Annotated in this window: 21 protein-coding genes; 10 read left to right on the top strand and 11 right to left on the bottom strand. The window is 60.9% G+C overall.

Features of this window, described 5'->3' with window-relative positions:
* Positions 1 to 21 precede the first annotated feature (21 nt).
* Positions 22 to 1,161: an alpha-hydroxy acid oxidase gene (locus tag FHT29_RS04135; RefSeq protein ID WP_047562571.1), complete on the top strand. Its 1,140-nt coding sequence runs from the start codon at positions 22 to 24 to the stop codon at positions 1,159 to 1,161.
* On the opposite strand, the gene FHT29_RS04130 is transcribed toward FHT29_RS04135, so the two are convergent.
* From FHT29_RS04130 to FHT29_RS04095, 8 genes are all read right to left on the bottom strand, one after another.
* The gene (locus FHT29_RS04130; protein ID WP_047562569.1) at positions 1,158 to 1,898 is read right to left on the bottom strand and encodes a metallophosphoesterase family protein; all 741 of its coding nucleotides are present in this window, start codon (positions 1,896 to 1,898) and stop codon (positions 1,158 to 1,160) included. The two genes, FHT29_RS04135 and FHT29_RS04130, sit on opposite strands and share 4 nt — an antisense overlap.
* A 3-nt stretch (positions 1,899 to 1,901) precedes the next feature.
* A complete protein-coding gene (gene uraH, locus FHT29_RS04125) occupies positions 1,902 to 2,258 on the bottom strand; it encodes a hydroxyisourate hydrolase (protein WP_168599228.1) in 357 nt (118 codons plus the stop codon).
* The gene (locus FHT29_RS04120; protein WP_037194928.1) at positions 2,255 to 2,755 is read right to left on the bottom strand and encodes an ureidoglycolate lyase; all 501 of its coding nucleotides are present in this window, start codon (positions 2,753 to 2,755) and stop codon (positions 2,255 to 2,257) included. Before FHT29_RS04120 ends, uraH begins: the two co-directional genes overlap by 4 nt.
* Positions 2,756 to 2,762: 7 nt before the next feature.
* The gene (locus FHT29_RS04115) at positions 2,763 to 3,125 is read right to left on the bottom strand and encodes a HepT-like ribonuclease domain-containing protein (RefSeq protein WP_037194929.1); all 363 of its coding nucleotides are present in this window, start codon (positions 3,123 to 3,125) and stop codon (positions 2,763 to 2,765) included.
* Between the two features lie 70 nt (positions 3,126 to 3,195).
* The gene (gene uraD / locus FHT29_RS04110) at positions 3,196 to 3,693 is read right to left on the bottom strand and encodes a 2-oxo-4-hydroxy-4-carboxy-5-ureidoimidazoline decarboxylase (protein WP_037194930.1); all 498 of its coding nucleotides are present in this window, start codon (positions 3,691 to 3,693) and stop codon (positions 3,196 to 3,198) included.
* 1 nt (position 3,694) lies between these two features.
* Complete coding sequence (puuE, locus tag FHT29_RS04105; protein WP_037194931.1) at positions 3,695 to 4,618, bottom strand: allantoinase PuuE; 924 nt, start codon at positions 4,616 to 4,618, stop codon at positions 3,695 to 3,697.
* A gap of 167 nt (positions 4,619 to 4,785) precedes the next feature.
* Positions 4,786 to 5,493: a DUF1045 domain-containing protein gene (locus FHT29_RS04100; protein WP_037194932.1), complete on the bottom strand. Its 708-nt coding sequence runs from the start codon at positions 5,491 to 5,493 to the stop codon at positions 4,786 to 4,788.
* A gap of 105 nt (positions 5,494 to 5,598) precedes the next feature.
* Positions 5,599 to 6,783 (bottom strand): FAD-binding oxidoreductase, encoded by a 1,185-nt coding sequence (locus FHT29_RS04095; protein ID WP_168599227.1) that lies wholly within the window; start codon positions 6,781 to 6,783, stop codon positions 5,599 to 5,601.
* Between FHT29_RS04095 and mnmD the strand changes: the two genes are divergently transcribed.
* The gene (gene mnmD, locus FHT29_RS04090) at positions 6,782 to 7,516 is read left to right on the top strand and encodes a tRNA (5-methylaminomethyl-2-thiouridine)(34)-methyltransferase MnmD (protein WP_168599226.1); all 735 of its coding nucleotides are present in this window, start codon (positions 6,782 to 6,784) and stop codon (positions 7,514 to 7,516) included. The genes FHT29_RS04095 and mnmD overlap by 2 nt on opposite strands.
* Here the strand turns inward: mnmD and FHT29_RS04085 are convergent.
* Positions 7,513 to 10,761 carry a response regulator gene (locus FHT29_RS04085; protein WP_168599225.1) on the bottom strand — a complete coding sequence of 1,083 codons (3,249 nt, stop codon included), beginning with the start codon at positions 10,759 to 10,761 and terminating at the stop codon, positions 7,513 to 7,515. The genes mnmD and FHT29_RS04085 overlap by 4 nt on opposite strands.
* Positions 10,762 to 10,976: 215 nt before the next feature.
* Here FHT29_RS04085 and FHT29_RS04080 point away from each other — a divergent pair, with 215 nt between their 5' ends.
* The 3 genes from FHT29_RS04080 (at position 10,977) to FHT29_RS04070 (ending at position 15,052) form a co-directional block, all read left to right on the top strand.
* Entirely contained in the window at positions 10,977 to 12,563 is a 1,587-nt protein-coding gene (locus FHT29_RS04080) for a trimethylamine methyltransferase family protein (RefSeq protein WP_168599224.1), read from the top strand.
* A gap of 144 nt (positions 12,564 to 12,707) precedes the next feature.
* Positions 12,708 to 13,031: a hypothetical protein gene (locus FHT29_RS04075; protein ID WP_168599223.1), complete on the top strand. Its 324-nt coding sequence runs from the start codon at positions 12,708 to 12,710 to the stop codon at positions 13,029 to 13,031.
* 380 nt (positions 13,032 to 13,411) lie between these two features.
* Positions 13,412 to 15,052: a DEAD/DEAH box helicase gene (locus FHT29_RS04070; protein WP_047562555.1), complete on the top strand. Its 1,641-nt coding sequence runs from the start codon at positions 13,412 to 13,414 to the stop codon at positions 15,050 to 15,052.
* A gap of 49 nt (positions 15,053 to 15,101) precedes the next feature.
* On the opposite strand, the gene FHT29_RS04065 is transcribed toward FHT29_RS04070, so the two are convergent.
* A complete protein-coding gene (locus FHT29_RS04065) occupies positions 15,102 to 15,995 on the bottom strand; it encodes a DMT family transporter (RefSeq protein WP_168599222.1) in 894 nt (297 codons plus the stop codon).
* A 399-nt stretch (positions 15,996 to 16,394) separates the two neighbouring features.
* Here FHT29_RS04065 and FHT29_RS04060 point away from each other — a divergent pair, with 399 nt between their 5' ends.
* The 5 genes from FHT29_RS04060 to FHT29_RS04040 all read left to right on the top strand — a co-directional run bounded on the left by FHT29_RS04060 (position 16,395) and on the right by FHT29_RS04040 (position 22,517).
* Positions 16,395 to 17,804 carry a circularly permuted type 2 ATP-grasp protein gene (locus FHT29_RS04060; RefSeq protein WP_047562550.1) on the top strand — a complete coding sequence of 470 codons (1,410 nt, stop codon included), beginning with the start codon at positions 16,395 to 16,397 and terminating at the stop codon, positions 17,802 to 17,804.
* Positions 17,805 to 17,811: 7 nt separating this feature from the next.
* On the top strand, positions 17,812 to 18,753 hold the full coding sequence (locus FHT29_RS04055) for an alpha-E domain-containing protein (protein ID WP_037194965.1): 942 nt from the start codon (positions 17,812 to 17,814) through the stop codon (positions 18,751 to 18,753).
* 12 nt (positions 18,754 to 18,765) lie between these two features.
* Positions 18,766 to 19,584: a transglutaminase family protein gene (locus FHT29_RS04050; RefSeq protein WP_037194967.1), complete on the top strand. Its 819-nt coding sequence runs from the start codon at positions 18,766 to 18,768 to the stop codon at positions 19,582 to 19,584.
* Positions 19,585 to 19,795: 211 nt separating this feature from the next.
* A complete protein-coding gene (gene plsY / locus FHT29_RS04045) occupies positions 19,796 to 20,482 on the top strand; it encodes a glycerol-3-phosphate 1-O-acyltransferase PlsY (protein ID WP_168599221.1) in 687 nt (228 codons plus the stop codon).
* Between the two features lie 181 nt (positions 20,483 to 20,663).
* Positions 20,664 to 22,517, top strand: coding sequence for an ABC transporter ATP-binding protein (locus tag FHT29_RS04040; RefSeq protein WP_168599220.1), 1,854 nt, complete (start codon positions 20,664 to 20,666; stop codon positions 22,515 to 22,517).
* 164 nt (positions 22,518 to 22,681) lie between these two features.
* Here FHT29_RS04040 and araD read toward each other — a convergent pair whose 3' ends face one another.
* A complete protein-coding gene (gene araD, locus FHT29_RS04035; protein ID WP_047562535.1) occupies positions 22,682 to 24,427 on the bottom strand; it encodes an L-arabinonate dehydratase in 1,746 nt (581 codons plus the stop codon).
* Positions 24,428 to 24,442: the final 15 nt, after the last annotated feature.

The raw sequence follows: 24,442 nt of genomic DNA, 5'->3' as shown, positions 1-24,442 counted from the left end.
TCCTCGAGAAGGCAGAGAGCTATGACCGCGCCGCTTACCATTGCCGAACTGAAGAAGCTCGCACAGCGGCGCGTGCCGAAGATGTTCTTCCAATACGCCGATTCCGGTTCTTGGACGGAGTCGACCTATAACGCCAACGAGGCGGACTTCGCCAAGATCAAGCTGCGCCAGCGCGTTCTCGTCGATATGTCCGATCGTTCGCTGGAAACGACCATGGTCGGCCAGAAGGCCGCCATGCCGGTGGCGCTGGCACCGACGGGCCTCACCGGCATGCAGCACGCCGACGGCGAGATGCTGGCGGCGCGCGCGGCAGAGGAATTCGGCATTCCATTCACGCTGTCGACGATGAGCATCTGCTCCATCGAAGACATCGCCTCCGTGACGAAGCAGCCTTTCTGGTTCCAGCTCTACGTCATGAAGGATCGCGACTTCGTCCTGAACCTCATCGGTCGTGCCAAGGCGGCAAAATGCTCGGCGCTGGTGCTGACGGCCGACTTGCAGATCCTCGGCCAGCGCCACAACGATATCCGCAACGGCCTCTCCGCGCCCCCGAAATTCACGGCGAAAAACGTCTGGCAGATGGCGACGCGGCCGGCCTGGTGCATGGAGATGCTGAAAACGAAACGTCATTCCTTCGGCAATATCATCGGTCATGCCAAGGACATCTCCGACATGACGACGCTGTCACATTGGACGCATTCGCAGTTCGATCCCAAGCTCTCCTGGAGCGACGTCGCCTGGATCAAGGAGCAATGGGGCGGCCCGCTGATCATCAAGGGCATTCTGGATGTCGAGGATGCGAAGGCAGCCGTGGATACAGGAGCGGACGCCATCATCGTTTCCAACCATGGCGGCCGCCAGCTCGACGGCGCCCCCTCTTCCATCAGCATGCTGCCGAGGATCGTCGATGCCGTCGGCGACAGGATCGAAGTGCATATGGATGGCGGTATCCGTTCGGGTCAGGACGTGCTCAAAGCCGTCGCCCTCGGCGCCAAGGGCACCTTCATCGGCCGGCCCTTCCTCTACGGCTTGGGCGCCATGGGCAAGGAAGGCGTCTCGCTGGCGCTCGAGATCATCCGCAAGGAGCTGGATATATCCATGGCGCTTTGCGGCAAGCGCGATATCAAGACGGTGGATCGGACTGTTATCGCCGAGGTCTAGCGCAACCAGCCCGTCGCCAAGCCGACCGCCCATTCCTCGCGGCCTCTTTCCGCCGCGAGTTGGGCCATCACCCCGTGATCATAGGCCACCTGCCGGAAGATCGGCAGCCAGGTATCGCCCGTCTTTTCCAGAATGGCGTAGGAGGCAAAGGGATGGCCGGCCTCGACCTTGTGATAATTGGGCAGATCGTCGTCATAGGCCGGGCAGCCGACGCTGCCGGGGTTGACGATCAGGCGCCCATCGAAAAGCCGGACGGCTCGCGGAATGTGGCTGTGACCGCACAGGATCAACGGAAAATCGATGCCGGCAGCCAGCGCTTCGATCTCCTTCAGCGGCTTCAGATAGACGTGACCGTCCGGCGAGACGGATTCCAGCCAATAGACGTTGTCATCGGCGGGGGTGGCATGGCAGAGATAGGCTTCGTTCCGGTAGACCATGCTGAAAGGCAGGTTGCGCAGCCAATCGAGATGATGCTCAGCCAGCTCCGCATGAGCGGCCCGATCCGAAACATGCATCGTTTCCGGCTGCTGTTCGATCAGATACCGATCATGGTTGCCGCGAACCGTCACGGCGCGCAGCTCCAGCAGGATATCGGCCGTCTTTCCCGCCGTCAGTGGCCCGCTGAAGCAATCGCCGAGATTGACGATCTCGGCGATGCCTTGCCTGCGGATATCCTCGAGCACCGCCTCCAGCGCCAGATGATTACCGTGGACATCGGCAATAACAGCAAAACGCAAGTCTTAGCTCCCGCGATAGGTGGAATAGCCGTAAGGCGAGATCAGCAGCGGCACATGATAATGCGCAGTCGTATCGGCAATACCGAAACGGATCGGCACGAGATCAAGGAAAGCCGGATCAGGTAACCTGGCCCCAGTTGCCCGCAAATAGTCCCCAGCCCGGAAAAGTAGTTCGTAAGTCCCGACGACGAAACTATCGCCGATCAGGATAGGCCCGCCGTCCACGCGCCCGTCCGAATTGGTCATCATCATCTTCAGATGCGTGCGGGTATCCCCCTCGATCCTGAAAAGATCGATGATCAAGCCTTCGGCCGGCTTGCCGAGAGCTGTATCGAGCACATGGGTCGTCAGTCCGGTCATAGGGTCGGCGCTCCGATGGTGAAGGGGGTGTCGAAAAAGAATTCGACCAGATTGTTTCCCGGCCCGTCACGGTCGGCCACGAGAAAATCGCTCTGCTCGCCGAGTGCCATCAGGGGATAATGCCAGGTATTGACCCGATAGTTCACACCTTGATCACCCCGCGCCATGAAGACCTGCGGCTTGCCGGGCCTGCCGTCTTCGTCCTGCGCGACGACCACCAGAAATGGCCGGCCGTTGAGCGGCACGAAACATTGACTGCCGAAAGGATGGCGCTCCATCATCTCGATTGTAAAGGGAAAGGCGCGCGGTTGACCGCGAAACAGGTTCAGGATTACCCGAGCGCCGTCACCAATGGCTTCGGCGGTGGACAGCGCGTGGAAACGCTCCGTCGTACCGCCGTTGATGAAGCGCATGGTCGCCGGATCGGCCTCGATCACGTCGCCGAATGGCGCAAATGCCGCCTTCGTCAGAGGAAGAATGTCCAGATGCTGTGTCATTCTATGATTATTCGCCTTCCGCTCGCCAGTGGCGAATGGAGTCCAGTTGTGAGAGCAATTCCGGAACGGATGTTTGCGCCATATTCCACAAGGCCGTCAGCTCGACATCGAAATAGCCCTGCGCAATTCGATTCCGAAGGTCGCCTAGCGCATGCCAAGGTAGATTCGGATGGTCAACGACAAATTCGGGATATTCCTCCGAAATGCGCGCAGCCGCTTCGCCCAGCAACACGAGATTCATACCGACGGCACGTTGCTTCTCAGCATTCGTGAAAAAGCTGTCTCGACCAATGCCTTGAAGAAACCGGCCTATTTCGGATCCGGCCTGCTGCATGCGATCGAGATGCGTAATCAGCCGATCCAAACTCATGTTATGCAGCTCCCTTGGCCAGATACTAAGCCATCAGCGGAATGGGAAAGATAGCAGCGCTTTCCGCACATCAGCTTTCCGGAAGCATGGATTGCAGGCGCAACAGGGCGATCTTCTCAACCTGCGCCGTTGCCGTCGCAAACTCCGCCTCACGGCTATTGTCGACCCGCGTCTCGAAGGCAGCCAGAATATCGTCCTTGCCGAGGCCCTTGACCGCAATAATGAAGGGAAAGCCGAACTTGGTCACATAGGCGTCGTTGAGTTCCGTGAAGCGGGCATGTTCCGCCGGGCTCAGCCGGTCGAGCCCGGCGCCGGCCTGCTCCTTGCGGCTGTCCTCGGTAAGCTCGCCGGCAATTGCCAGCCGGCCGGCCAGATCAGGGTGAGCGCGCAGGACGCCAAGCCGCTCCTCCGCGCTCGCCGCACGGAAAATCTTGGTCAGAGCACTGTGCACGCCACCCGAGGTCAATGGTTCGACAATGAACCCTGCGTCATAGGCGCGCTCGGCGATGAAGGGCGAATGCTCGAAAACACCACCGAAACGGCTCACGAATTCGTCGCGCGATATCATCTCAGCGCTCGCCCCCGGGAAGATGATGCTGGTACCAGTGGTTGGCGATCTCGATACGACGAGGGATCCAGACCTTATCGTGCTTCAGCACATACTCCATGAACCGCCGCAGCGCCGCAGCGCGGCCCGGACGGCCGACGAGGCGGCAATGCAAACCGACGGACATCATCTTCGGGCTGCCCTGCTTGCCCTCCTCGTAAAGCGTGTCGAAGGCATCCTTAAGGTAGGTGAAGAACTGGTCACCCGAGTTGAAGCCTTGCGGCGTGGCAAAGCGCATGTCGTTGGTTTCGAGCGTGTAGGGAATGATCAGGAACGGCTTGCCATTCAAGCCATCGACCCAATAGGGCAGATCGTCGGCATAGGAATCCGAGGAATAAAGGAAGCCGCCCTCCTCCATGATAAGCCGCAGCGTATTGTCTGACGGCTTGCCCTGATACATGCCCAAGGGCCGCTCGCCGGTGATCTCGGTGTGCAGCCGCACCGCCTCGAGAATATGCTTGCGCTCCAGATCCTCCGAAAAATCCTTGTATTCCAGCCAGCGGTAGCCGTGACTGGCAATCTCCCAGCCGGCTTCCTTCATGGCGGCGACCGCTTCGGGATTGCGCGCCATGGCAAGCGTTACGCCATAGACCGTCGCCTGGACCTTGAGTTCGGTGAACATGCGCCACAGCCGCCAAAAGCCGGCGCGCGCGCCATATTCGTAGATCGATTCCATGTTGAGGTTGCGCTGGTTCGGCCAGGCCGCAGCGCCGACAATCTCGGACAACAGGTTTTCCGAAGCCGGATCGCCGTCGAGAATACAGCTCTCTCCGCCCTCTTCGTAATTGATCACGAATTGCACCGCGACGCGAGCATCGCCCGGCCATTTCGGATCCGGCGTGTTGCGGCCGTAGCCGATGAGATTGCGGGAGTAGTTTTCCGACATTGAAGCACCTTCTCGAACAAGCCGAACGGTAGCATCCATGCAGGGAAAGTCGAGACGGAAAGTGCGAAAATCACTTTCCTTTCAATCGCAAGCCGCTAGCAGGTGAACGATGCGCCTTGGAGCCGATACGTCAGTCCAATGCCTGGGCTGCGACAATACCTGGCGTTTCAGGCGATCTTACGGGCGCTGACCTTGCCCATCGGATGCAGGGAATGCACCCGGAAAGGACCGCCGGAACCATCCTCCATCATCAAGGCAATGTTGGATACGGGAAGCGGCGCGGCGAGCGCCGGCTCGAAAAAGTCGCGCAGTACTCGTTCTATGCGTTGGATGTCGCTGGGACTGACGGTGCCGGTCAGCATCATCTGAAAGCGGAACTCATCCATGACATGCGGATGGCCCCAACGGTGCAGGTTGGCAAATTGCGTCGCCGAAAGACCGTCCGGATCGATACGTTCGAACTCGGCTTCGGTCAATGGCGCGCGATAGTGATCGAAAGCCTGAACCAGGGACGCTGCGAGAAAATTCATCTGCTGGCTTGGCGCGGAAGGAACCAGGCCCAGCGCGCCGCCAAGCCGCGCGACCTCGAGCTTCGGGATCTCGAACGGTGCGACCGTGCCGGAAAACCGCATGAGCTCGCGCAGCAACGCCGCTTCGGACATATCGTCCGCCAGGCGGAAAGGCGCCTTCAGGAGACCCATGAAACCATAGCGGCGGGGAACGGCGGTGTAGAAAGCAATCTCGTGGATGCCAAGCCCGCGAATGGCAGGCGGGTCGACCATCTCGCCGGAATAGACGTTACGGCCGAGCCAATTTGCGGCCACGAGCGTCAGCGGATCGCTCGCAGACGGCGTGAAGCAAATGGCGTAGCGCATAAAATCTCCTCCAGGGCGCAATAAGCCGGCTGACCGAGCCGGGTGCTAACGGCCAAGGAGATAGGTGATTTGCGTGACAGATTGACGACCTGAAGGGGCGTATATTCACGTTTTACGTGATACGACGGCAATATGGCTCGCTAACGTGAATGTCTGCGGCAACTTGAAGCAACAGGCCATATCCGCCGCCTCCCGCACAGCAGCCTCGGCCAGCCGGTGTGCCAGTCCGAAGCTGACCTTGAAGCCGCCGGTCAATGCGATCAGGGACGGATGGTCGGGATGCGCGCCCACCATCGGGTCACGATCAACCGCCTTCGGCCGCAGGCCCGCCCAGCGTTCGAGGACCTCCGCATCGGCCAGAATCGGCGCCATGGCGCGGGCCGCGATCAGCAAGTCATCCAATTGGCCGTCCGTCGACAGTGGGTCGTCGAAGCGATTCTCGCTGGTGCTGCCGATCGCCACGAGCCCGCCCTCATGCGGGACGATATAGAGACCGTCGCGAAAGATCACCGGAAGGCTGCCGTCGACATTCGTCTTCAGCAAGGCGGCCTGACCCTTTACTGGCTGGCCCAGAGACGATTGACGGCCATGCGTCAGCCCGTCCAATATCGGGAAGGAATCATGCCCGGCCGAAAGGATGCAGCGTCCGAAGCGGATATCGCCCTCGCTCGTGGTCGCCACACCCCTCTCCGGATCGATGCCATCGATGCGCAAGCCCTCCATCAGCCGCACATGCTTGGCCCCGGCAAGAAAGTTCACCAGGACTTTCAGCAGAGCGCGCGGGGCAACACGCGCTGCGAGCGTATCGAAGACGAAACCGCTTCCGCCAGCCGACGGATCGATCCAGCCCTGAACGGGTGCAGCGCCCAGCACATGCCAGTGAAACTCACGCCCATCCTGATACCAATGCGTTTCGGCATCCCGCGAATGACCGCGCGCGATCTCCAGCAAATGCGGCTTCGGCAACGGGATCAGCCGACCGGCCCTACGGTACCCGGCAGAAAGCCCGGTCGCCGCTTCCAAGGCCGCAATTTCCTTTTCCAGAGATACGAGCGCATCGAATTGAAACTGCTTCTTCTCGGACCATTTGTCCGGCATATGCGGCATCAGCGCGCCGAGCAGGCCGCCGCTTGCCCCCTGCCCGAAGCGGTCGGCATCGACGAGCAGTGTCTGCATACCGAGGCGTTCGGCATGAACAGCCGCCCACAGGCCCATAATGCCGCCGCCGACGACCAGCAGATCGACGGATGATTGACGGGCTGGTCTTGGGGGATTATCGGCTCTTTCCATGACAGATCCAGTTTCCGATCGGACGCAGGCGTCCGAAACCAATGCGGCAAGCCCGGAGCTCGAATGGCGCGACGGCGATATGCCCTATTCGACGGCTTTTGGCGACCATTTTTATTGCCAGACCGATGGCCGGCTGGAATGCGGCCATGTCTTTCTGGCCGGCAACGGCTTGCCGGCCCGCTGGCAGCAGGCACGGAACTTCCTCATCGGCGAATTGGGCTTCGGCACCGGCCTGAACTTCTGCGAGACATGGCGTCAATGGCGCCAGCAGGCGACATCGGGCTCTGAACTGCATTTCATGTCCTTCGAGCTTTACCCGATGCGGGCTGAGGAGATCGATCGCGCCCTGTCGCATTGGCCTGAGATCGACAGCGAACGCCAAGCCCTCGTTGCCGCCTGGCCAAGCGATCCACAAGGCATGGTATCGCTGAGGCTCGACGCCCACACGCGCCTGACCGTCGCTTGCGGCCCGGCGCTCGATGGCGTGCGCAACGCGCAACCAGGCTTCGATGCCTGGTATCTCGACGGGTTCGCGCCCTCGCGAAATGCTGACATGTGGTCGCCGGAACTCATGCAGGAGCTCTATGGCAAGACGGCTGCGAACGGCACTTTCGCCACCTACGCGGCCGCCGGTTTCGTACGCCGCAATCTGCAGGCGGCAGGCTTCGTCGTGGAGCGGCGGCAGGGCTTTGCCGGCAAGCGGGAAATGCTCTGCGGGGTCAAGCCGGCTTAACTGCTGGAGCGATCGGCCTGAAGAGCCGCATCGCCAAGCCAACGCCGCATCTTGGCCTCGAGAAGCTCGGGGCTGATCGGTTTCGACAGGCAGTCGTCCATGCCCGCTTCCATGCACATCACGCGATCCACATCCAGCGCATGCGCCGTGACCCCGATGATGGGCACGTGCCAACCCTGCCCGACTTGCGCCTCGACCTGCCGGATCATTCGCGTCGCCTGATGGCCATTCATGACGGGCATGGTGACGTCCATCAGGATCATCGACGGCCGCAACTGGCGCCATGCATCCACAGCCGCCTGACCGTTCTCTACGACGAGGAAGCGCAGGCCCGTCGCCTGCAGAATTTGCGTGAACACGATCTGATTCACCTCATTGTCCTCGGCGACGAGAACGTCGATGGCATTGCCGGGTTTTGGCGAGGCCATCTGTTCGGTGGTCCCGATCGCGGCAGCGGCTTCAGCCTCCAGCGGCGATGATCTGACACCGGCGCCTGTCTGGCCGTTGGTCTTCCGCCGGCGCGATGTGCGCACGACATCGATAATCGTGCTGCGCAACACATTGGCGCGCACCGGCTTCATCAGATGCGCCTGGCCGTTGACGGCCGTGAACTCCTTGTCGTAGCCGACAACACCCATCGATGTGAGAAACATCATGGGCACTGAGTCGAAGCGCGAATCGGCGCGAACGGCACGCGCGACCTGATAGCCGTTCATACCGGGCATACTGTAATCGATGATCAGGGCATCGACAGGCACGCCCATGTCGAAAGCGGCGTCCAGAATGGCGAGCGCGGTCTTGCCGTCCTCGGCCGCGTAGCCGTCGAACCCCCATTGCGCCAATTGCCCGGTCAATATGCGCCGATGGATCTCATTGTCTTCCACGACCAGGATGCCGACGCCCTTGACGTTGGCCGGCAGATCCGGAGATTTGCCGCGCTCGGCAACCAGCGGCATAGGCAGATCGACGGTGAAGACCGATCCCTTGCCCCATTCGCTTTCGATTGAGAGCGAACCGCCGAAAAGATCGACCAGACCGGCCGTGATAGAGAGACCGAGACCGGAGCCCTCGAGACGGCGCGCGAAGGATGAATCCGCCAGCGAGAACTTCTCGAAAATGGTATCGAGCTTTTCATCGGGAATGCCTATGCCCGTGTCCTCGACGCGCAGCGTCAGCACCGGCTCGCTTCCGGGGGACGACTGGCTATCCAGTTCGACCAATACATGGCCGCGCTCGGTAAATTTGATCGCGTTGCCGACGAGGTTGGTGACGATCTGGCGGAAACGCCCGGCATCCCCAAGCATCGCGGCAGGCACGCCGGGCGCTGTGCGCACCAGCAATTCGATATGCTTCTCCGCCGCGGCAGCCGCCATCAGCGTCGCAACATCCTCGACCGCCTCCACCGGATCGAATGCCACCTTGCGCAGATGCATTTCGCCGGTGTCGATCTTCGAGAAGTCGAGAATATCGTTGATAATGGTCAGAAGGGCGGTACCCGACTTGACGATGATGTCGACAAACGTCTTCTGCCGGGCGTCGAGATCGGTCTTGCCAAGCAATTCCGCCATGCCCAGAACTCCGTTCATCGGCGTGCGGATTTCATGACTCATATTCGTCAGGAATTCGGACTTCGCACGATCCGCCGCATTGCTGCGAGCCAGCAGAAGCTGCAGATCCGCTTCGCGCTCCTTCATTTCGGTGACATCCGTCAGCACCACGATCCAACGGCGATGCTCGCCGACCGCGGCATCGAGCTGCATCCACCGGTCGCCGACGACCTGGAACACGGCAGAGATCGGCTTGCCTGCCGCGATGCTCTCGCCCCAGCACTCGCGCACGGTCTCCGGATCGTCGCCGAAATCGCCCCGTCCGGAGCAATAATCGAACGCGATCGACCAGTTCCTGCCGACCTCCAGGCTTTCCGCCGGCAGCTTCAGCATGTCCTTCAGCGTTTCGTTTGCCACCACGATCACGCCGTCCTGCACGATCAGGAGCCCTTGACACATGGCCTGCATCGCGTCGGCCATCAACCCCCCAAGGCGCTCCAGCGCCAGGCGGGTCTCGGTGATCTCCTGGGATTGCTGTCGCACGGAGGAAATATCCGTGTAGGACACTAAGGTCCGGCCATTCGAAATACGGCGTGCATCGATGATGACGGACTTGCCGTCGGCAAAATTCACTTCCGTCTGCAGATGCGGCCCTGCCTTGCGCAGGGCGGCCAGGCGCGCCTCATAGATGTCGTCGACGCTACGGTAGTCGGAGCCGAAGCGCTCGAGCTCGAAGTGCTTGGCGATGAGATCGCGATAAGGCCGGCCTTCGAAACGCTCGTCCTTGGAGAACCCCCAAATGTCGTAGCAGGCATCGTTGACGTATTCCACGATGTAGTCGCTGTTGTGGATCAAAACCCCGATCGGCATCGAACGGAGAGTATTGTCGAGATCCTGATGCAGCGCCTCGGCGCGGGCTTGCGCCTCCATCAATTGCGTTTCTCGCTGCCTCAGCGCCGATGTATCGGTTATGGAGCCAACGGCATAGTGGCCGCCATCGGATGTTACGGCGCGGTTGACGCGGATCTTGACAGGATGCTTGATCTGCTGCCGATCCACCATTTCGCTTTCGAATTCGTGCCCACGCCCGTCCTTCAGCGCGACCTCGTTTTCGGCAAAGAAGTCATCCGCGCCGACATCGAACATCTCATGCTCGGTCTTGCCAAGCATTTCCTCGCGGTCGAGCCCGGTGATGGCGGCATGAGCCGCGTTGGCATAGATCAGCCGGTGGTTGGCATCGCGCACGAAGGTCGCAACCGGCAGATCCTCCAGAACTGTGCGGAAAAAACTGACCTCATCGAGGCTCCCACCCTCTTTCCCGTCAGTCGAGATATCGTCGGATGCGGCCGGGGCGTCGACAGACATGCCGAACACATAGACGCGGTCTTCCGAAGGTGAAAAGCTTTCGATCTGCATGCGGGCGCGCTGACGACCCGTGGGATCGAAGCAGAGCGCCGTCTCCTCGGAGCCGAAGACGAGCGCACGCCGCTCCCTGTCTTCCCGGTCGGCGCTTTCGACGGCGTCGAGCACATCGTGGCTGCGGTTGCCGATGAAATCGGAGATATCGCGCTGGAAGAAGCGCGCATAGGCCTCGTTGACGGCGACGTAGCGCAGCTCGCTGTTCTTGATATAGGCCGGCCTATCCAGATTGGCGATCCGGCGGCAGGCCATCTCCAGCAGTTCACCGTCCAGATTCAACGGGATCTCTCTTCTCACCGCACACGATAGTTCATGAAACGACGCTCTATCACAAATCGCTTTAACAACGCGTTAACCATGTTTAACCCGGCATGCAACGTCGCGTTCAGGCCATGCACTATCCTATAACGGTCATGCCTTCGTCGCAAACGACGGCGGCACGGCGCTCTAAACTCTGCCAAGAATCCTCCGGCGGACAATTGGGAGCGAGCACTATGAGCGACGAAGATAGCCTGGCCCTGAACGAATCGGAGACCGCGGCGGCTCCAGTCGAACGGCGAAGACGGACAGGCGGGCGCGGCGGCGAACGCAGCCGCAAGCCGAGCGGCGCGAAGTATCTCAATCTCGTCAACAATCTCGCCCGCACGGAGCTTCTGTCGCCCGAAACCCTGGACGACATTCACGAGGCATCGCTGACCATCCTCGAAGAGATCGGCATGGATATCATCCTGCCGGAAGCGCGCGACCGCATGAAGGCAGCCGGTGCCGACGTCACGCCGGGCAAGGAGCGCGTCCGCTTCGACCGCAACCTGATCCTTGAGCTGATCGCCTCCGCGCCCTCGACCTTTACCCTCCATGCCCGCAATCCCCTTAGAAACGTCGAGATCGGCGGCCGCAACCTCGTCTTCGCCCAGGTCGCCTCGGCTCCCTTCGTCGCCGATCGCGAAGGTGGCAGGAGAGCCGGCAATCAGGAAGACTTCCGCAAGCTGATCAAGCTTGCCCAGTCCTTCGACATCATCCACATGACCGGCGGCTATCCGGTCGAGCCCATCGATATCCATCCATCGGTGCGCCATCTCGACTGCCTGTCCGACATCGTGAAGCTCACCGACAAGGCCTTCCACTGCTATTCGCTCGGCAAGCAGCGCAATCTCGACGCGATCGAGATCGCCCGCATCGGACGCGGCATCAGCATGGAGCAGATGGAGCGCGAGCCGTCGCTTTTCACCATCATCAACTCCTCCTCGCCGCTGCGCCTTGACGGGCCGATGCTGCAGGGCATCATCGAAATGTCGTCGCGCGGACAGGTGGTGGTCGTCACGCCGTTTACCTTGGCGGGTGCGATGGCGCCGGTGACGATTGCCGGCGCGCTGGTGCAGCAGAATGCCGAGGCACTGTGCGGCATCGCCTTCACCCAGATGGTACGCAAAGGCGCGCCGGTCATGTACGGCGGCTTCACCTCGAACGTCGACATGAAGACGGGCGCGCCTGCTTTCGGAACGCCGGAATACATGAAGGCTGTCATCTGCGGCGGCCAGCTCGCCCGCCGCTATGGCATCCCCTACCGAACCTCGAACACCAACGCTTCCAACACGCTCGACGCCCAAGCGGCCTACGAATCGGCGCTTTCTCTCTGGGCCCTGACCCAGGGCGGCGGCAATTTCGTGCTGCATGCCGCCGGGTGGAGCGAAGGTGGCCTGACGGCTTCCTTCGAGAAATTCATCCTCGATGTCGATATGCTGCAGATGGTCGCCGAATTCCTGACGCCGCTGGATGTCAGCAGCGATGCCCTGGCGCTCGACGCCGTGCGCGACGTCGGCCCCGGCGGACACTATTTCGGTACAGCGCACACGCTTGCCCGCTATGAGACCGCCTTCTATTCCCCAATCCTCTCGGACTGGCGAAATTATGAAACCTGGACCGAAGCCGGGAGGCCGACAACCTACGATCATGCCAACCGCGTCTTCAAGGAAACGCTCGCCCGCTATGAGCGTCCCCCGCTTGATCCGGCAATCGAGGAAGAGCTCGACGCCTTCGTGGCCAGGCGCAAGCAAGAAGGCGGCGTTCCCACAGATTTCTAAAGGGAAATCAATAGGTTTACCTATTCCATCATGAACAAAATTTAATGTCGCGGCCGTCTTTTTAGCCGCGACTTCGCCCCGTTTCCCGCGCACCGTCAAGCTCGGCTTCGGCTTGGAGGCCTCTTTTTTGGGAAAGGGATTTCGATGTCTTTGCTTCGCACTTTAACCACGGCCGGCATGATCGCGCTGACGCTCGGCAGCGCTGCCGCCGTAACCGCCACCAATGCCAGCGCCTCCGATCGCGGCGCATTCTTCGGCGGCCTTGCCGCCGGTGTCGTCGGCGGCGCTCTGGCGGCCGAAGCGGTACGACCGGCATACCCGGCCTATCCCGCCTACTATTCTCAATATCCCGCCTATTACGAAGGCCCAGCCTATGAACGGGTCTATGTGCGCCCCTATCCGAGCTGCTATTGGGCATGGCGTCACGATGGCTGGGGCCGTGCCTACCGTGTCGAGGTCTGCCGTTGAGGCTTGAAACGCCACCGCGCCAAGAATGCGCCTATCAGAATTCCAGAGCCGAAGATACCGCCGGATTTCCGGCGGTATTTATATGTCCATGAAGGAAAGCTTCCGGCGCCCTCTTGACTTTGGCCGGGAATAAGACCAAATGCCGCTCAGCTTTCACCTTCCGGCCGCCGCGTGAGCGTGCCCTGCGGGACTTAGACGTACGCAAGAGAAGGACAAAAGCGCTTTAGATAACGAGACCGCGCCCAAGGCGGTCAGATGCGCTGGAAAGCTTTTTCCAACTTACAAGTTCCCACTTCACGCGGGGTTCTTGACGCCAGAGACAGACCGGACCGCATGGTGCGATCCGGCCTATTTGCTTTGGCGCCCCGAAAGGTACTGAATTGACCGATTTTAACTCGCTTGGTCTCTCCAAGCAGATCGTCGATACGCTGTCGCAGAACAATTTCACGACGCCGACGCCAATCCAGGCTCAGGCTATCCCGCTTGTTCTCCAGGGCCGCGATCTCATCGGCCTCGCCCAGACTGGCACCGGCAAGACTGCCGCCTTCGGCCTGCCGATCATCGAAATGCTGTTGAAGGACGCCAAGCGCCCCGACAACCGCACCGTCCGCACCCTGATCCTCGCCCCCACCCGCGAACTGGTGAACCAGATCGCCGACAACCTGAAGCTCTTCGTCCGCAAGACGGCGCTCAGGATCAACGTCGTCGTCGGTGGCGCCTCCATCAACAAGCAGCAGCTCCAGCTCGAGCGCGGCACCGATATTCTCGTCGCCACCCCCGGCCGCCTGCTCGACCTCATCAGCCGCCGCGCACTGTCGCTCGGCCAGGTCAGCTACCTCGTCCTTGACGAAGCCGACCAGATGCTCGACCTCGGCTTCATTCACGACCTGCGCAAGATCTCCAAGATGGTCCCGGCCAAGCGCCAGACCATGCTGTTCTCGGCCACCATGCCGAAGGCGATCGCCGATCTCGCTTCCGAATACCTGACCAATCCGGTCACGGTCGCAGTCTCGCCTCCCGGCAAGGCCGCCGACAAGGTGGAGCAGTATGTCCACTTCGTTTCTGGTCAGAACCATAAGACCGAGATCCTCAAGGAAACGATTTCCGCCAATCCGGATGGCCGCGCCATGGTCTTCCTGCGCACCAAGCATGGCGCCGAGAAGCTGATGAAGCATCTCGAACATGTCGGCTTTGCCGCCGCCTCCATCCACGGCAACAAGAGCCAGGGTCAGCGCGAGCGCGCCCTCAAGGGCTTCCGTGACGGCGAAGTCCGCGTTCTCGTCGCCACCGACGTCGCTGCCCGCGGCATCGACATCCCCGGCGTCACGCATGTCTACAACTACGATCTGCCGGAAGTGCCTGACGCCTACGTCCACCGCATCGGCCGCACGGCGCGCGCCGGTCGCGACGGCATCGCCATCGCCTTCTGCGCTCCGGATGAAATCCGCCTGCTGCGCGACATCGAACGCCTGATGGCCATCGATATCGCCGTTGCCAGCGGCGAGGCTCCGGCCGATCGCGGCCGCCCGGTTCGCGCCAACAACCGCGCAGGCGGTCGTGGCGGTCAGGCCCCAGGCCAAGGTCGTGGTGGTGCGGGTCAGGGACGTCCCGAAGGCCGTCCCGCACGTCCGGCTCGCCGTCCTCATCGCGAGGGCGAAGCCGGCGAAGCCCGCGCCCATAACGGCGAGCGTCAGGAACGTCGTCCGCAGCGCGAAAACAATCGCAATGCCGACTTCCGCGGCCAACGTCGCGACGAGCGCACGCCGCGCCCGGAAGTGGACAATGATCTCACGTCGACGTCCGATTTTCGTCCGGCCAAGAAGCCGCAGCACAATGGCCACGCAAATGCCAATGGCGCAGCCCACGAAGCCGGCGCCCATCGCGGTCCCCGCCACGCGCACGGCCGCCCCACGGGTCGCCACGACGATCGTGGCCAGAACGCTCAGGGCGAACAGCGCAAGGACGGCGGCATGAAGCGCCGCGGCCCCGGCAACGGCGGCCAGCGCCGCGAACGCGCTTGAGCGAATACAAAGGGGGTCGATCGGCCCCCTTTTTTATAACCTATGATGCCTATTCCGGCACAACATCCGCTGTACGCCGGTTGGTCAGGTAGACGCCGATCACCACGACGGCCGTACCGATGATGATCGGCAGGGTCAGCGGCTCGCCGAAGGCGATCGCCGCTTCGATGGCGACTGCCGGCGGCATCAGATAGATCAGCGATGCGGCGCGCGAGACCTGGCCTCGGCGGATGAGATAAAGCAGCAGGCCGACCCCGCCCATCGACAGACCGAAGACCGACCAGAGAAGAGACAGGATCGCCGTCTGCGTGCCGTCAAAATGCAGGCCCTCGAATATGAAGGCCAGCGGCACGGTGACGATCAAAGCGCCGACATATTGCAACGTTGCAATGGTGCGAAGATCGCCGGTCTGCAGATAGCGTTTCTGGTAAAGGGTGCCGTAGGTCACCGATGCCATCGCCAGTAGATTGACAGCAAGCGGAATCACTGCCTGCCAGAGATTGGCCGTCTCCGGCGTCAGCAGCTTCGGCGAGATGGCGATCGCAATACCGATAAACCCGAGCAGCAGGCCAAGGCGCTGGACAGGCTGCAGGCGCTCGCCGACGAGAAACGGCGCCGCCATGGCCGTCATCAATGGCTGCAGGGCCGCGATGATGCCGGCCACGCCGGCCGGCACACCCTGGGCGATCGCCCACCAGAGGCCGCCGAGATAGATGCCGTGCAGGAAGATACCGGAATAAACAGCCCGAAACACGCTCGACCAATCGCGCGGCCACCGGGCGCCGGTAACCGAACAGAGCAGCACGAAGGCAAGCGCCGACAGGCTGTAGCGGATCATCAGAAAGGTGAACGGACCTGAATGCAGCGAGGCGTATTTGGCAACGATCCAGCCGGTGGACCAGAGAACGACGAAGATCGCCGGCGCGAATTTATCGAGGGACATGGAAGGCTGACCGATGTGCGTTTGATGCGCTGAAGCCGGAATCGGAGTCGAATTCGGAGTGTCGCGCGGGGAGCTAAAGGCTGATAGACGATGGCGGCGGAACCGTCAAAATCCATCTGCTGAAAGCAGCCATCAATTTTTCTTCACCCCGCGCTCACGATCGCCCAGGCTTAGGAAACCTCATCTGCCACCTAGGCGTTCAGTCTTCGAATGAAGCAGATGCTCAAATTTTGATCTGAGTCCTGCGACAAGGTTCGACGAATAACGGCCGCGCCACCCTTAAATGCCCGCAAATCCGGCATTTTTCCGCGCTGCGAAATTTGTATCGGTAACTGCGCATACTTCTTGCATTGTAAAAACCGTTGTATTCAAATGGGTAAAAACACGGGGACCGCACCTTTGGCATTTGATGAAATGATTACTGCGGATGAAAGTCCGCGCGAACCTTACCAAAAATACTTCGAATGGTACTCCGGCCAGGACAGAGGCCATCTCATTGCCAAATCCCGAGATGCGGAAAACATATTCCGAAAGACGGGAATTACCTTCGCAGTCTACGGACACGCAGACTCCTCGGAAAAGCTCATCCCCTTCGATATCATCCCCCGCATCATCTCCGGTCGCGAATGGCGCAAGCTCGCCCAGGGCATCGAACAGCGGGTCATCGCCCTCAACGCTTTCCTCCATGACATCTATCACAAGCAGGAAATCATCCGCGCCGGGCGCATCCCGCGCGAGCTGATCGAGAAGAACGACGCCTTCCTGCCCGAGATGATCGGCTTTCGCCCGCCGGGCGGCGTCTACACGCATATCGTCGGCACGGACATCGTGCGCACGGGCGAAGACCAGTTCTACGTGCTTGAGGACAATGCCCGCACGCCGTCCGGCGTCAGCTACATGCTGGAAAACCGCGAAACGATGATGCAGATGTTCCCAGAGCTGTTTCACCAGAACAAGGTGCAGCGCGTCGAGGACTATCCGCTGCTGCTGCGCCAGAGCCTCGCCTCGCTCGCTCCTCCCGGCTGCAAGGGCAAGCCCCGCGTCGCCGTGCTGACGCCCGGCATCTACAATTCGGCCTACTACGAGCACTCCTTTTTGGCCGACATGATGGGCGTGGAGCTGGTCGAAGGCTCGGATCTGCGCATCATCGACGGCAAGGTGAAGATGCGCACCACGCGAGGCTATGAAGCCATCGACGTGCTCTACCGCCGCGTCGACGACGATTTCCTCGATCCCCTCACCTTCCGTCCGGAATCCGCCCTCGGCATTCCCGGCATCATGGATGTCTATCGCGCCGGAGGCATCACCATCGCCAATGCGCCTGGCACGGGTATTTCCGACGACAAGGCAATCTATTCCTACATGCCGGAGATCGTCGAATTCTACACCGGCCGCAAGCCGATCCTCGAAAACGTGCCGACCTGGCGCTGTTCGGAGCCCGACAGCCTGCAATACGTGCTGGACAATCTGGCCGACCTCGTCGTCAAGGAAGTGCACGGCTCCGGCGGCTACGGCATGCTTGTGGGACCGACCGCCTCGAAGAAGGAGCGGACGGAATTCGCCGAGAAGCTGAAGAGCAGGCCGAACAATTACATCGCCCAGCCGACCCTTTCCCTGTCGACGGTGCCGATCCTGGTCAATAAAGGCATCGCGCCCCGCCATGTGGATCTGCGCCCCTATGTTCTCGTTTCCGACAAGGTGCGGATCATTCCCGGCGGCCTGACCCGCGTGGCGCTGAAGGAAGGCTCGCTGGTGGTCAATTCCAGCCAGGGCGGCGGCACCAAAGATACCTGGGTTCTGGAGGACTGAAACGGACATGCTTGGAAGAACCGCGAATGGCCTCTACTGGATGTTCCGTTACATCGAGCGAGCCGAAAACATAGCCCGCCTCGTCGATGCCGGCCAGCGCATGTCGCTGACGCGCAGCGGCGCAGTGGAAGACGATTGGGACGGCGTCCTGCAAAGCGCCGGCGTGCGCGAAGCCTATGACGAAGTGCACAGCAAACTCACGGGCGCCGACGCGATCGACTACCTGATGCGCGACCGCTCCAATCCGTCGAGCGTCATGTCCTGTATCGAATATGGCCGCAACAATGCCCGCATGGTGCGCACGGCGCTGACCCGCGACACCTGGGAAGCGACCAACGAATGCTGGATCGAGCTTAAGGCCTTGCTCGGCAAGCGGCTGAAAACAGCCGAACTGCCGGAGACGATCGACGTCATCAAGCGCCGTGCCGGATTGATCCGCGGTGCCTTCCACGGTTCGATGCTGCGCAACGAGCTCTATAACTTCGCCCGCATGGGCACCTTCATCGAACGCGCCGACAATACGGCCCGCATCCTCGACGTAAAATATTACGTCCTGCTGCCGTCGGTCTCCCATGTCGGCTCTTCGCTCGATAACGCGCAGTGGGAATCGATCCTGCGATCCGTCTCGGCGCACCGGGCCTACAAATGGGCCTACGATCCCGAATACAAGCCGGCCAACATCGCCGACTTCCTGATCCTGAACGGTCAGATGCCGCGGTCGCTCGCCTATTGTTATGAGAAGATCGTTGGTAACATCAGCTTTCTCAGTGCCGAATACGAGACGAGGCTGCCTGCAAACGATACTGCCGAAGCCATTCGTCAGTTGCTGCAGAACCTCACGATCAAGAACATCATGGATCAGGGGCTGCATGAATTCCTGGAGGATTTCGTCGCGCGCAACAACAAGCTCGGCGCCGAGATTTCCGACGGCTACCGGTTCTATGAGTAAGCGGGCGACATTATGAAACTGACGATCAGCCACATCACGGAATATCGCTACGACGAACCGTCGCAGTTCTCGCTGCAGCGCCTGCGGCTGACGCCGCTGACCGGCATCGGCCAGACGGTCCATGACTGGAAGCTCACGGTGGAAGGCGCGCGTCCGGAAGTCGAATATGATGACCAGTTCGCCAATCGCGTAACGCTCGTCTCGCTTGACGGTGAGCAGGATTCGACCCGGATCGTCGCTACCGGCGAGATCGAAACGCAGGACGTGAACGGTGTTATCGGCCCGCATAGCGGCTTCGGTCCGCTCTGGCTCTTCCTGCGGGACACGCCGCGCACCAAGGCCGGCAAGCTGACGAAGGAGATGCTGCGTGGCATCTCCGGAGACAATGAACTTGGCAAGATGCACGCGCTGATGAGCGCAATTCATCAGACGGTGGAATACAAGCCCGGCACCAGCGACACGGAAACAACAGCCGAGCAGGCGCTGGAAAGCAAGAGCGGCGTCTGCCAGGACCACGCCCATATCTTCATCGCCGCCGCACGCGCATTGCGCATTCCGGCGCGCTATATTTCCGGCTATCTCATGATGGAAGGCAAGAACGAACAAGCCGCCACCCACGCCTGGGCCGAAGCGCATATTCCCGGCCTTGGCTGGGTCGGCTTCGACCCTGCCAACGACGTCTGCCCGGACGAACGCTACGTCCGCATCGCCACCGGCCTCTGCTACCGCGACGCCGCCCCCGTCTCCGGCATGCGCGTGGGCACGCCGGGCGAAAGCCTCACGGTGAAGGTAACGGTCGCGAGCCAGGGGCAGAGCCAAAGCCAGAGCTGATAGGGCGCGGTTCGGCTTGCGGAGAAAGCCTTGACGTGACTTCCATCCCGGTAGCCAAAGATCGCGCGATTCACCGAAAAATTTAGTTGCAGAATTCTCGATCCAATTGGGAGTTTCGCGGCGACGCTATCTCGGCTCGCAACCCACAGCGGTCGAAGTGGTAGACGACTACATGATGATTGCCTGATATTCGAGCGTCGAGGTCGATCCCATGATTTTCTGGTTGGCGAGTCTGGTTGGATTGGCGATCGCCTATCTCTTCGGTTCCATCCCCACGGGCTATCTGGCAGGGAAATCGCTGAAGGGCATCGATATCCGAGAGCATGGCTCTAAATCCACTGGAGCAACGAACGTATTGCGAACCCTGGGGAAATGGCCTGCGTTGGCGGTGCTCCTGATGGATGTGCTGAAAGGTGCCGGGGCGATCCTCTTTGCCGGCTGGTTTTATCCCTGGCTTTATACGTTGCCTTCCGTCATGCCACCGGCAGCGCTCGATCTGCAAACCTGGGTGTCTTGGACTACCTGTCTGGCAGGACTCGCCGTGTTGTTAGGTCATGGCCGTTCGATTTGGTTGAATTTCACAGGCGGCAAATCCGTTGCGTCGGGGCTCGGCGTACTGCTCGCGATATCTTGGCCAGTGGGCTTAAGTGCTGTGATGGTTTTTGGCATCGCGCTGGCTGCTTTTCGGATTGTTTCTCTTGGTTCGATCCTGGCAGCGCTGACTGCGATCGCCCTCATCTGCGCCTTGGAGCAACCGTTACCCCATCGATTGCTGGTGATCGCAGGCGGCATTTACGTGATAGTCCGCCATCGCGCCAATATTCAGCGACTACTGGCAGGGAGGGAACCACGCCTGGGGCAAAGTAGCCCAGAATCGAAAACGGGATTGCAAATTTAGCGCACATTCTGGAACTGGCGAGATCGTCGGCCCAGGCGGCTTGCGACCCAAGGCGACTTGAAGTTGTCGCGAAAGTCCTGACCTTTGCTAAGATGTTCTAATTGAGATTGCAGCCGGAAGGTGATCCTATTCCTTCTAACTGAGTCCTCGCCCTCCTTTCCATTTAGAGCCCGAGCGAGCCATGTCGATTTCAGATGCGATCTACCGCCCCTTCGAAAGCCTGATCCGCCCGCTCGACATCCCCTATCGGCCGTTGCCGTCGAAGGGGCCGGTCGCCGTTCTCCTGCACTTCATCTCTATGTTTCGCGGCATCCTGATCACGCTCGCCCTCTGCACCATGGTGATTGAGGTCATGAGTCTGGCGATGGTCTGGGGCCTGTCTGTTATCGTCGACGGCGTCACGCAGCAGGGCGCTGTCGCCTTCCTGCACAACGACCGGATGCTGCTGATCCTCCTTGGCCTGATGCTTTTCCCCTGCATCCCGATTGGCTCTTTCCTCGTCAATACGCTGAACTCGCATACGCTTGGCATCGGCATGCCGGCCACCATTCAATGGCAGGGCCACAGGGCGGTGGAGCGGCAGGACCTCGCGTTCTTCCACGATCTCTATGCCGGCCAGGTCGCCTCGCGCCTGCAGCAGGTAGCGTCAGCCGTGCAGCAGCAGGTGATCTCAGCATTCCAGTCCATCCCGCGCTTTATCATGCAGATGGTTGGCTCCGTCATTCTCCTGAGCGCGCTCTCCTGGCAGCTCGCCCTGCCGACCATCGTCTGGATCACGCTCAACGTCCTGCTCGCCGTCAGGCTGGCGCCTGTCTTCACCGAGCGCTCGCGCCGCTCCGCCAAGCGCCGCAGTCTGATTTCCGGCGCCATCACTGATGTCTACGCCAATATGCAGATGGTGAAACAATTTGCCGCCGAAGACAGCGAGGCCGGCGCTATCCGCGGCATCATCGGTAAGGCCATCGAAGCGCAGCAAAGTGAGCAGCGCATCTATCGCACCTCGGAGGTCATCGTCGTTATTCTCAACATGATGCACTGGCTGGCAATCCTGTGGATCGGCTTCACCGGGCTCGTCGATGGTTTCGTCACGATCGGCGAGTTCACTGCCGCTGTTTATGTCCTCAACCGCTTCTCCGGTCACACATTTACATTCCTGCAGATGGGCCAGCAGATCTTCCAGGCGATCGGCACAATCAAGGACGCCATGCCGGTCATGACGACACCACCCACCATCACCGACGGGTCGGACGCACAGGACCTTGTCGTCCCGAACGGCGAAATCCGCTTCGACCAAGTTCGTTTCGCCTACAAATCTGGCAAGCCCGTCATCGACGACCTTTCGCTGACGGTGCGGCCGGGCGAAAAGGTGGGCCTCGTTGGCCTTTCCGGAGCTGGCAAGACGACGCTCGCAAACCTGCTTCTGCGCTTCTACGATATCAAGGACGGCGCGATCCGGATCGACGGGCAGGATATCCGGGCGGTGACACAAGCAAGCCTTCGCCGCTCGATCGGCGTGATAGCCCAGGACGTCGCGCTGCTGCACCGTTCCGTCGGTGACAATATCCGCTACGGCCGGCCGGAGGCGACGCAGGAAGAGATCGAAAGGGTCACGAAGATGGCGAGCGCCGACGGCTTCATCGTCGATCTTGCCGACGGCGAGGGCCGCAAGGGCTATGACGCCTTCGTCGGTGACCGCGGCATCAAGCTCTCCGGTGGTCAGCGGCAGCGCGTAGCGATCGCCCGCGTTTTGCTGAAAGACGCGCCGATCCTCGTGCTCGACGAGGCGACCTCCGCCCTCGACAGCGAATCCGAGGCCGCCATCCAAGAAAAACTCAACCTCGTGATGGAGGGAAAGACGGTGATTGCCATAGCACATCGCCTTTCGACCATTGCCATGATGGATCGGATAGTCGTGCTCGACCAGGGTCGGGTCCTGGAAGAAGGTAGGCCGGACGAACTGGTCGAGCAGGATGGCTTGTTTGCCCGCCTGTGGAAACGCCAGACAGGCGGCTTTATCCCTGAAGAAATTAGCTAGCTATGCTTTCGCTGCGAAACTCCCAATCTTCGCAACAAAATCACCACTTTTGAAAGCCCGACATTTCCTGTCGCAAAACTCAAAGTTATGCGACAGGAAATATTCCACATATCAAAAAGGGGCGGAACTTGCGTCCCGCCCCTCCCAAATTCCAAACAGCAATCTCAGTGACTGTCGCGATTGTTCGGGATTTCCGAGCCGCGTGCGCCAACCAGGAAGTCCAGGTCAGCGCCGGTATCGGCCTGCATGACGGTCTTCACATAGAGGCCGCCGTAGCCGCCGGTGAGTGGCTTGACCGGAGAGACCCAGGCGGCGCGGCGCTTGGCCAGTTCCTCGTCGGAAACCTCGAGCTGGATCGTGCGGGCCGGCACGTCGACCGATATCAAGTCGCCGTTCTGAACCAACGCCAGAGGTCCGCCATCGGCGGCTTCCGGAGCTGTGTGCAGGATGACCGTGCCGTAGGCGGTGCCGGACATGCGCGCATCGGAAATGCGGATCATGTCGGTGATCCCCTTTTTCAGCACCTTCGGCGGCAGGCCCATGTTGCCGACTTCGGCCATCCCCGGGTAACCCTTCGGGCCGCAATATTTCAGCACCATGATGCAATTCTCGTCGATGTCGAGATCGTCGCGGTTGATGCGGGCGTGGTAGTCCTCGATGCTTTCGAAGACCACGGCGCGGCCCTTGTGCTGCATCAGATGCGGCGAAGCGGCTGATGGCTTCAGCACCGCACCCTTCGGCGCGAGATTGCCGCGCAGAACCGCGATACCGCCCGATTGCGTCAGCGCCTTTTCTCTGGGAACGATGACATCGTCATTGTAGTTGACGACATCCTTGACGCCGGCCCAGATCGTATCGCCGGTGACGGTGATGGCGTCCTTATGCAGCAGGCCCATGTCGCCAACCGCCTTGATGACGACGGGCAGGCCGCCGGCATAGTAGAACTCTTCCATCAGATGCTTGCCCGAGGGCTGCAGGTTGACGATGGTCGGCACTTCGCGGCCCAGGCGATCCCAGTCGTCGAGCGACAGGTCGACACCGATGCGGCCAGCGAGCGCCAGAAGGTGCAGCACCGCATTGGTCGAACCGCCGACGGCACCGTTGACGCGGATGGCGTTCTCGAAGGCTTCCTTGGTCAGGATGTCGGAAGGCTTCAGATCCTCCTTGACCATGTCGACGATGCGACGGCCCGAAAGCTGCGAAATGACGCGACGGCGGGCATCGACCGCCGGGATGGCGGCATTGCCAGGCAGCGTCATGCCGAGCGCTTCGGCCATCGACGCCATGGTCGAGGCCGTGCCCATCGTCATACAGCTGCCGGCCGAGCGGGCCATGCCCTGCTCCGCGTCCATGAATTCCTCCAGCGACATCTCGCCGGACTTGACCATTTCCGAGAACTGCCAGACCGCCGTGCCGGAGCCGACATCCTTGCCGCGCCATTTGCCGTTCAGCATCGGCCCGCCGGAAACGAGGATGACCGGGATATCGACGGAAGCCGCACCCATCAAGAGGCTCGGCGTGGTCTTGTCGCAGCCGCCGAGCAGCACGACGCCATCGACCGGATTGCCGCGGATCGCCTCTTCGACGTCCATGGCCGCGAGGTTGCGGAACATCATCGCCGTCGGCCTCAGCGTGCTTTCGCCGACGGAGAAAACCGGAAATTCGACCGGGAAGCCACCGGCTTCATAGACGCCGCGCTTCACGCGCTCGGCAAGATCGCGTAAGTGCGCGTTGCAGGGCGTCAGCTCCGACCAGGTATTACAGATGCCGATGATCGGACGGCCGTCGAAGGTGTCGGCCGGCAGCCCCTGGTTCTTCATCCACGAGCGATGCATGATCGCGTTCTTGCCGGTGCCGCCGAACCAGTCATAGGAGCGCAGCCGGCGCGGCCATTCAGCTTTTTTCTTCATAGTCTTGGTACCTTT

Source organism: Rhizobium sp. SG741 (genome assembly GCF_012275435.1).
Taxonomy (GTDB): domain Bacteria; phylum Pseudomonadota; class Alphaproteobacteria; order Rhizobiales; family Rhizobiaceae; genus Rhizobium; species Rhizobium lusitanum.
The sequence above is the reverse complement of the archived record's forward strand: the minus strand, read 5'-3'. Positions and strand labels throughout refer to the sequence as shown.